The 7,280-nt window shown below is 71.5% G+C and carries 9 protein-coding genes; 5 read left to right on the forward strand and 4 right to left on the reverse strand.

Features of this window, described 5'->3' with window-relative positions; genetic code table 11:
* Positions 1-89: 89 nt before the first annotated feature.
* Positions 90-1,040, reverse strand: coding sequence for a prolyl aminopeptidase (gene pip / locus ABZ671_RS32015; RefSeq protein ID WP_357865101.1), 951 nt, complete (start codon positions 1,038-1,040; stop codon positions 90-92).
* A gap of 259 nt (positions 1,041-1,299) precedes the next feature.
* Here pip and ABZ671_RS32020 point away from each other — a divergent pair, with 259 nt between their 5' ends.
* The 3 genes from ABZ671_RS32020 (at position 1,300) to def (ending at position 3,510) form a co-directional block, all read left to right on the forward strand.
* Positions 1,300-1,881, forward strand: a complete 582-nt coding sequence (locus ABZ671_RS32020) for a dihydrofolate reductase family protein (RefSeq protein WP_357865102.1) — start codon at positions 1,300-1,302, stop codon at positions 1,879-1,881.
* A gap of 599 nt (positions 1,882-2,480) precedes the next feature.
* On the forward strand, positions 2,481-2,972 hold the full coding sequence (locus ABZ671_RS32025) for a helix-turn-helix domain-containing protein (RefSeq protein ID WP_357865104.1): 492 nt from the start codon (positions 2,481-2,483) through the stop codon (positions 2,970-2,972).
* Between the two features lie 28 nt (positions 2,973-3,000).
* Complete coding sequence (gene def, locus ABZ671_RS32030) at positions 3,001-3,510, forward strand: peptide deformylase (protein ID WP_357865106.1); 510 nt, start codon at positions 3,001-3,003, stop codon at positions 3,508-3,510.
* A gap of 22 nt (positions 3,511-3,532) precedes the next feature.
* Here def and ABZ671_RS32035 read toward each other — a convergent pair whose 3' ends face one another.
* Both ABZ671_RS32035 and ABZ671_RS32040 read right to left on the reverse strand, forming a co-directional pair.
* Complete coding sequence (locus ABZ671_RS32035) at positions 3,533-4,306, reverse strand: GNAT family N-acetyltransferase (protein ID WP_357865108.1); 774 nt, start codon at positions 4,304-4,306, stop codon at positions 3,533-3,535.
* A gap of 24 nt (positions 4,307-4,330) precedes the next feature.
* Positions 4,331-4,693: a helix-turn-helix domain-containing protein gene (locus tag ABZ671_RS32040; protein WP_357865110.1), complete on the reverse strand. Its 363-nt coding sequence runs from the start codon at positions 4,691-4,693 to the stop codon at positions 4,331-4,333.
* A gap of 95 nt (positions 4,694-4,788) precedes the next feature.
* Here ABZ671_RS32040 and ABZ671_RS32045 point away from each other — a divergent pair, with 95 nt between their 5' ends.
* A complete protein-coding gene (locus ABZ671_RS32045) occupies positions 4,789-5,391 on the forward strand; it encodes a malonic semialdehyde reductase (RefSeq protein ID WP_357865111.1) in 603 nt (200 codons plus the stop codon).
* Positions 5,392-5,430: 39 nt separating this feature from the next.
* On the opposite strand, the gene ABZ671_RS32050 is transcribed toward ABZ671_RS32045, so the two are convergent.
* On the reverse strand, positions 5,431-6,204 hold the full coding sequence (locus ABZ671_RS32050) for a TSUP family transporter (RefSeq protein ID WP_357865113.1): 774 nt from the start codon (positions 6,202-6,204) through the stop codon (positions 5,431-5,433).
* A 176-nt stretch (positions 6,205-6,380) separates the two neighbouring features.
* Between ABZ671_RS32050 and ABZ671_RS32055 the strand changes: the two genes are divergently transcribed.
* Positions 6,381-7,175: an endonuclease/exonuclease/phosphatase family protein gene (locus tag ABZ671_RS32055; RefSeq protein WP_357865115.1), complete on the forward strand. Its 795-nt coding sequence runs from the start codon at positions 6,381-6,383 to the stop codon at positions 7,173-7,175.
* Positions 7,176-7,280: the final 105 nt, after the last annotated feature.

Genomic DNA, 7,280 nt, shown 5'->3' on the forward strand with positions numbered 1-7,280 from the left:
GCCCCAGCCACAGGCTCTCGATCGTGTAGTGGCCGCCTGCGATTACCCCCATGAGCGAGCTCGCCGGGTCGAGATCGCGCAGCCGCCCGTCAGCGCCGGGCGAACTCGTCCAGCGCGGCGATCACCCGCTCGCCCACGCCCTGGCCGCTGCCGTGCCCGCCTGACTCGACGATTTCCAGCCGGGCGTCCGGCCAGGCCTGGGTGAGCTGCCAGGCGATGTCCGGCGGGCCGCTGACGTCGAGGCGCCCCTGCACCAGCACACCCGGAATGCCGGCGAGCTTCCCGGCGTCGCGCAGCAGCTGCCCGTCGGGCAGGAACCCCAGATTGCTCCAGTAGTGGGTGACCAGCCGGACGAACGCGGCCCGGAACACCGGGTCGGCGTAGCGGGGGTCGGGCTTGACGACGCCGCCGGCGAGGGACACGTGCACGTCCTCCCAGGCGCACCAGTCCCGCTGCGCCCGCTCCCGCACGGCCGGGTCCGGGTCGTTGACCAGCCGGGCGTACGCGGCGGACAGGTCACCGTCGCGGTCGGCCTCAGGCACGCCGTCGCGGAACCGGGCCCACTCGGCGGGGAAGACCCGCCCCATGTCCCGGGTCACCCAGTCGATCTCCCGGCGGGTGTTGGCGACCACGCTGAACAGCACCAGCGCGGTGACCCGATCCGGGTGCCGCTGCGCGTAGGCCAGGGACAGCGACGAACCCCAGGAGGCCCCGCACAGCAGCCACCGGTCGACCCGCAGGTGTTCGCGCAGCCGTTCCATGTCGGCCAGCAGATGCGCGGTGGTGTTGACCGACAGGTCCACCGCCGGGTCGCTCGCGTGTGGGGTGCTGCGTTCGCAGCCGCGCTGGTCGAACAGGACGATCCGGTAGGCGGCCGGGTCGAACAGCCGCCGCCAGGACGCGGTGGCGCCGGAGCCGGGGCCGCCGTGCACCACCAGGGCGGGCCGCCCGTCGGGGTTGCCGCACGTCTCCCAGTACACCTGCTGGCCGTCGCCGACGTCGAGCAGGCCGTGCGCGTACGGCTCGATCGGTGGATACATCGCCGGTTGCCTCCCACACTCCAGATCCAACAGCTGTCACATTCTGGTCACCCTCACCCCGGCAGCGCATCGTCGCCCTCACCGACCGGGCATGGAGCGGCTGGACCATCCCGGGTACGTCGAAGCCCGGCGGCGGTTCCTGCGCGAGCATCCCGGCCACGTGATGGACGGCTGGCCGCTGCCGGCCGATTGATTCCTTACCAGAGCGACAGCTCACGACACGCTACGTTGAGGGCACCCGAAAGCAGAGGAGAGCCTCATGGGCAAGGTGGTCATGTACAGCTCGGTGTCGGTGGACGGTTTCGTCGCGGACGAGAATGACCAGCCCGGACCGCTGTTCGACTGGTTGTCCGGCGGTGACGTCCCGTTGGACGAGAGCGGCGAGCTGAAGGTGTCGCAGACGTCCTACGACTACACCCGGGCGTACTGGGACCAGATCGGGGCGACAATCGTCGGCCGCCACGTCTTCGACATGACGGACGGCTGGGACGGAAAGCCTCCGGGCGGGATCGACCACGTGGTCGTCGTGACGCACCGGCCGGCGCCCGAGGGCTGGGACCCGGCGGCGCCGTTTCACTTCGTCGACGGCGTCGAGGCAGCCGTGGCCAAGGCGCAGGAGCTTGCGGGTGACCGCGTGGTCGAGGTCGCCGCTGGCGACGTCGGTGGCCAGGTGCTTGCCGCGGGCCTGGTCGACGAGGTGCGCATGGACGTCGTACCCGTCGTGTTCGGGTCCGGCAAGCGCTACTTCGGGTCGGTCCACGCGCAGCACCTGTTGGAGGATCCTGACGTGGTGATTCAGGGCAACCGGGTGCTTCACCTGCGCTATCGGGTGCGCCGTTGACCGATCTGAGCGGGCACGCGAAGAAGTCCACTGCGAACGGTGACACAAGATCGGCCTCCGGCTGAGTTTGCGCATCGCTGTCCCTGGTCGGGCAGCGCCGACGCCGATCCGCCCCAGCACCGCCAGTAGCCCTGGGTGGCGGGTCATGCACTCTGTCCCTTCAGAGGCTGCGGGCGGTTGATGTCGCCGGGGAGGTGGTGGCGCGGATGTCGAGGCGACCGTGCCGCACACGGCCTCGGTGATCCGGATGTCGCCCCATGCGGTGCTGATCTGCGCGGGGCCATTGAGCCGGCCGACGGCGCGCAGCTCGGCGCCGGCGGTCTTGACCTCGACGCGGGAGCCGGCGGGCAGCTGAACGGTGACCTCCACGGATCCGGAGGGGCCGAAGAGCTGGTTCCTGGGCTCGGGGGTGTGGATCCGCAGCACGCCGTCGGTGTAGGTGACGGTGGTCTGCTCAGCGGTCGTGGTGTCGCGGCTGCGGGCGGGGCCGCGCCGACCTGGCCCACCGCGCCACCGAACGCCGCGCCCACCGGCGCAGGCCCGCCTCCGCCCGAAGCTCCGAGTCGATCCTCCAGTCGCACGGACGCGACGCCGAGGCCGTGGCCGAGCACGAGGAGACACTCACCACCGTCCTCATGGGCTCGGGCCTGCCCAAGATGGCGGCCCGGGTGCTGACCTGCCTGTTCACCACCGACGCGGGCAGTCTCACCGCGTCCCAACTCGCCCAACGCCTCAAGGTCAGCCCGGCGTCCATCTCCAAAGCGATCGCCTTCCTGCAGAGCCAGAGCCTCGTGCGCCGAGAACGCGACGAACGCCGCCGCGACCGCCACATCGTCGACGACGAACTCTTCTACCAGGCGACCATCGCCAGCGCCCGATCCAACGACCAGCTCGTCGAAACCGCCCGCCAAGGCGTCGCCATCCTCGGCCCCCGCACCCCCGCCGCCACCCGCCCGGAGAACATCGCCCGCTTCCTCGACTTCATCAGCGACAGCATCACCCGCGCCGCCGAACAGGCCCGCCAAGTCCTCCACACCAACCCCGAAACGATCTCGAACGACACCGCCCCGCCAGGTCCACCCCACAGATAGGCCGCCACCCTCCGTTAGCCTTCCGGGCATGACTATGCGCCCGATCCGGATCATCGGCGACCCCGTGCTGCGTACCCCCTGCGAGCCGGTGACCAGCTTCGACGCCGACCTGCGCGCGCTCGTGCAGGACCTGATGGACACGCTGCTCGGCGCGCCGGGCCGGGCCGGCGTGGCCGCCCCGCAGATCGCGGTGAACGCGCAGGTGTTCGTCTACGACGCTGACGGCCACCGCGGCCATCTGATCAACCCGACGCTGGAGCTGTCCGAGGCACTCCAGGACGACGACGAGGGCTGCCTGTCCATCCCCGGCCTGTACTTCCCGACGCCCCGGGCAATGCACGCCACCGCACGCGGCCTCGACCAGCACGGCGAGCCGCTGACCATCTCCGGCAGCGGTTTCCTGGCCCGGGCCCTGCAACACGAGACCGACCACCTGCACGGCCGCCTGTACGTCGACACACTGCGCGGCGACACCCGCCGCCGGGCGCTACGGGAGATCCGCGCCGGCCGGTTCGACTCGCCCCGCCGAGGGCTGTGACGCCGCCCGGCCGGCGTGCGCGTCACGCGCGGCGGCGCAACGCGCACTCGGTGAAATCGGCGACCCGGGTGAATCCGAGCCGCTCGTAGAGGCGCAGGGCGGCGGTGTTGTCCGCCCGGACGTTCAGCGTCACGTGGTCGACGTCGGCGCGCAACCGGGCGCACACCGCGGCCACGGCGGCGCCGGCCCACCCCCGCCCGCGGACCCGGGGGTGGGTGGCGACGTTACCCACCGCGGCCACCCGCCAGGTGGGGGACCAGACGTGCACCCCGGCCACCGCGACGAGGTCGCCGCCGTCGCGGATCCCCACGTACGGGCCGCTGTCCAGCATCCGCGGCTCGAACCAGTTGCCCGGGTACGCGACCGCGTACAGGTCGAGCAGCGCCGGCAGGTCGGCACGGTCGAGCACCTCCCCGGCGGGGGTGACCCGGGCCAGCCGGTCCGGGTCGGTCAACGCCATCCGGTGGTACCCGGCGGCGTCGGACACCTCGTACCAGCGGGCCACGGTCACGTCCAGGCCGGGGGACAGGTGCGCCCACAGCCGGACCGGCAGCACCGACGCGAGTTCCTCCAGCAGCGCCGCCAGTTCCCCGGTCCGCTCCGGCGCGGTCAACGCGAGCAGGGTCGGCAGCTCGACGCCGTGGAACAGCAATGCCACCTGGTCGCCGCGGCGGTACCACGAGGTGTACGGCCAGAAGAAGTCGTCCAGGTCGCCCAGCTGGTAGGCGTGCAGCAGCGGGTCCCGGCGCAGCAGCTGCGCCAGGACGGTTCGGTCGTGTTCGGCGCGGACGGGCATCCGCCGATGATCACACGCCGGTGATCAGCAGCCGCCGGCGCGTCCGGCCTCGGCGGGCAGATGGTCGTGCGCCCACCTGGCGAGCGCGTCCAGGGCCGGCACCAGGGCGGCGCCCCGGTCGGTGAGCTGGTAGCTGACGCCCAGCGGCGGCCCCTCCCGCACCGTGCGCGAGACCAGGCCCACCCGACACAGCTCACCGAGCCGATCCGACAGCACCGACTCGCTGATGCCCGGCAGCGCCCGGCCCAGCTCGGCGAAGCCGGCGGGACCGTCGGCGAGGATGCCCAGCAGCATGCCGTTCCACCGCTTGCCGAGGAACGCGAAGGCCCGCGCGAGACCCCCGTCGCACGCCCGTGGGGTGCGGCTCACTTCCGGCCTGACTGTCACCACCCCAGGATACGGGGCTACCCTGACACCCGAGGCACTAGTAAAAAGCTAGCCGCTGCCATCTGAGTAGTAGTTAGCCAAGAGCGAGGAACTACATGAACCACCCGATCACCCTGCACCCCGACGCGCAGGCCCTGCTGTTCACCGACGCCCGCACCGCCAACACCTTCACCGACGAACCAGTCACCGACGAGCAACTGCACGCCATCCACGAACTCGCCAAGTACCCACCCACTGCCGCCAACATCCAGCCCCTGCGGATCCTCTACATCCGCGACGGCGAACCCCGCCAACGGCTGCTCACCCACATGAACGACGGCAACCGCGCCAAGACCGCCGCCGCGCCGCTCGTCGCCGTCCTCGCCGCCGACACCGACTTCCACGAACTCATCCCACGCGTCTTCCCGATCCGCCCGCAGATGCGCGACGCCCTCGCCGACGACCCCGCCAGCCGCGAACAGATGGCCCGCTTCAACGCCACCCTGCAAATCGCCTACTGGCTGCTCGCCGTCCGCGCCGCCGGCCTGGCCGCCGGACCAATGGCCGGCTTCGACGCCGCCGGCCTCGACAAGGAATTCTTCGCCGACAGCAGCTGGCAGTCCCTGCTCGTGGTCAACCTCGGCAAGCCCGGCCCAGACGCCTGGTACGCGCGCCTGCCCCGCCTCGACTACGACGACGTCGTCCGGCACGCCGCCTGAACGACCCACCTGACCGGCCCGGCCACCTGACCGGGCCGGTCAGCCAGCCACCCACTGGTCATAACCCAACTTGCCCACCAGGGCCACCACCACGACCAGCAGCACCACCCGCACAAAACCCGCACCCCGGCGCAACGCCATCCGCGCCCCCAACGCCGCGCCCACCACGTTGCACACCGCCATCGCCGCCCCCAACAGCCACCACACGTGCCCGGTCGCCGCGAACACCACCAACGCACCCAGATTCGTACCCGCGTTGACCACCTTCGCCATCGCCGAGGCATGCACGAAATCCGCCCCCACCAGCGCGGTGAACGCCAACACCAGAAACGTGCCCGTACCCGGCCCAATCAACCCGTCGTACAGGGCGATACCCAACCCGGCCACCGCCACGGCCACCACCACCCGCCCCGACGTACGCCGCTGCGGCTGCGCCAACACCCCCAACCGCGGCCGGGTCAACACGAACCCCGCCACCGACACCAACACCACCAACACCACCGGCCGGTACGCCCCCGCCGGCACCGCCCCCGCCAGAGCCGCACCCAGCCCCGCCGTCAACACCGCCAGCCCCGCCGCCGGCCCCGCCACCGCCCAATCCAGCTTCGTACGCCGCGCATACGTCACCGCCGCCGTCGACGTGCCAAAAATCGCCGCCAACTTGTTCGTACCCAACGCGGTGGCCACCGGCACCCCCGGCGCCGCCACCAACAACGCCGGCAACAGCAACAACCCCCCGCCGCCCACCACCGCGTCCACCCAACCCGCCACGGCGGCCGCACCCAACAGGGTCGTCAGCGACACAAGATCCACAGGCGGTCATTCTTCTCACCAGCACCGCCCCGAACAGCCCCGTTGTGGCCAGGCTCACCGCCCCCGACGACGACGCACCCACAACCCCACCGACGCCACCGCCACGAAAACCAACACCGAACAAACCAACGCCTTCAGCACCCGCCCAGCCTGCCACGACCACGTAGGGTGAACTGGTGCGCCTGGTCACCTTCAACCTGCTGCACGGCCGGTCCCTCACCGACGGGCTCGTCGACCCCCACCGGCTCACCGCCGCCGTCACCGCACTCGACGCCGACATCCTCGCCCTGCAAGAGGTCGACCACGAACAGTCCCGCAGCGGCAACCTCGACCTCACCGCCATCGCCGCCCACGCCCTGCACGCCCCCGAACACCGCTTCGCCGCCGCCGTCATCGGCACCCCCGGCGAACAGTTCCGCCCCCTCACCCACGACGACGACGGCCACGGCGAACCCCGCTACGGCATCGGCCTGATCAGCCGCCACCCCGTCCGCTCCTGGGAAGTCACCCGGCTACGCCCCGCCCCCGTACGCTCCCCGGTCTACGCCCCCGGCCCCAGCGGAGGACTGATGCTGCTACGCGACGAACCCCGCGTCGTCCTCGCCGCCGTCCTGGACACCCCCCACGGGCCACTCACCGTCGCCGCCACCCACCTGTCCTTCGTCCCCGGCTGGAACATGCTGCAACTACGCCACGTCGTGCGCGCCCTGCGCACCCTGCCCGCCCCACGGATCCTCCTCGGCGACCTCAACCTGCCCGCCGGGCCCGCCGCGTGGCTGTCCCGCTGGCAGCCCCTCGGCCGACGCCCCACCTACCCGGCCGGGCAACCCCGCGTCCAACTCGACCACATCCTCGCCGACCGGCACGGCCTCGACCGGCTGCCACCCGTCACCCACGTCGACACGCCACTGTCGGCCATCTCCGACCACCGGCCCCTCATCGTCGACCTGGCCGCCTTCAACGAGGTTTAGCGAGGAATCCGGGAGTGTGGATCTAACGGTGTTTCCGGCCTGACCCACCGGGCGTTGTGCCTGGTGAGGAGGGTGCCGTGATGACCGCGACACTGAACGACGTGA

It is taken from the genome of Micromonospora sp. NPDC006766 (assembly GCF_040636055.1).
Taxonomy (GTDB): Bacteria; Actinomycetota; Actinomycetes; order Mycobacteriales; family Micromonosporaceae; genus Micromonospora.

What these genes read in the sequence shown, in the direction of transcription:
- pip (WP_357865101.1), bottom strand. Translation starts at nt 1,040, where the DNA reads ATGTATCCACCGATCGAGCCGTACGCGCACGGCCTGCTCGACGTCGGC.
- ABZ671_RS32020 (WP_357865102.1), top strand. Translation starts at nt 1,300, where the DNA reads ATGGGCAAGGTGGTCATGTACAGCTCGGTGTCGGTGGACGGTTTCGTC.
- def (WP_357865106.1), top strand. Translation starts at nt 3,001, where the DNA reads ATGACTATGCGCCCGATCCGGATCATCGGCGACCCCGTGCTGCGTACC.
- ABZ671_RS32035 (WP_357865108.1), bottom strand. Translation starts at nt 4,306, where the DNA reads ATGCCCGTCCGCGCCGAACACGACCGAACCGTCCTGGCGCAGCTGCTG.
- ABZ671_RS32045 (WP_357865111.1), top strand. Translation starts at nt 4,789, where the DNA reads ATGAACCACCCGATCACCCTGCACCCCGACGCGCAGGCCCTGCTGTTC.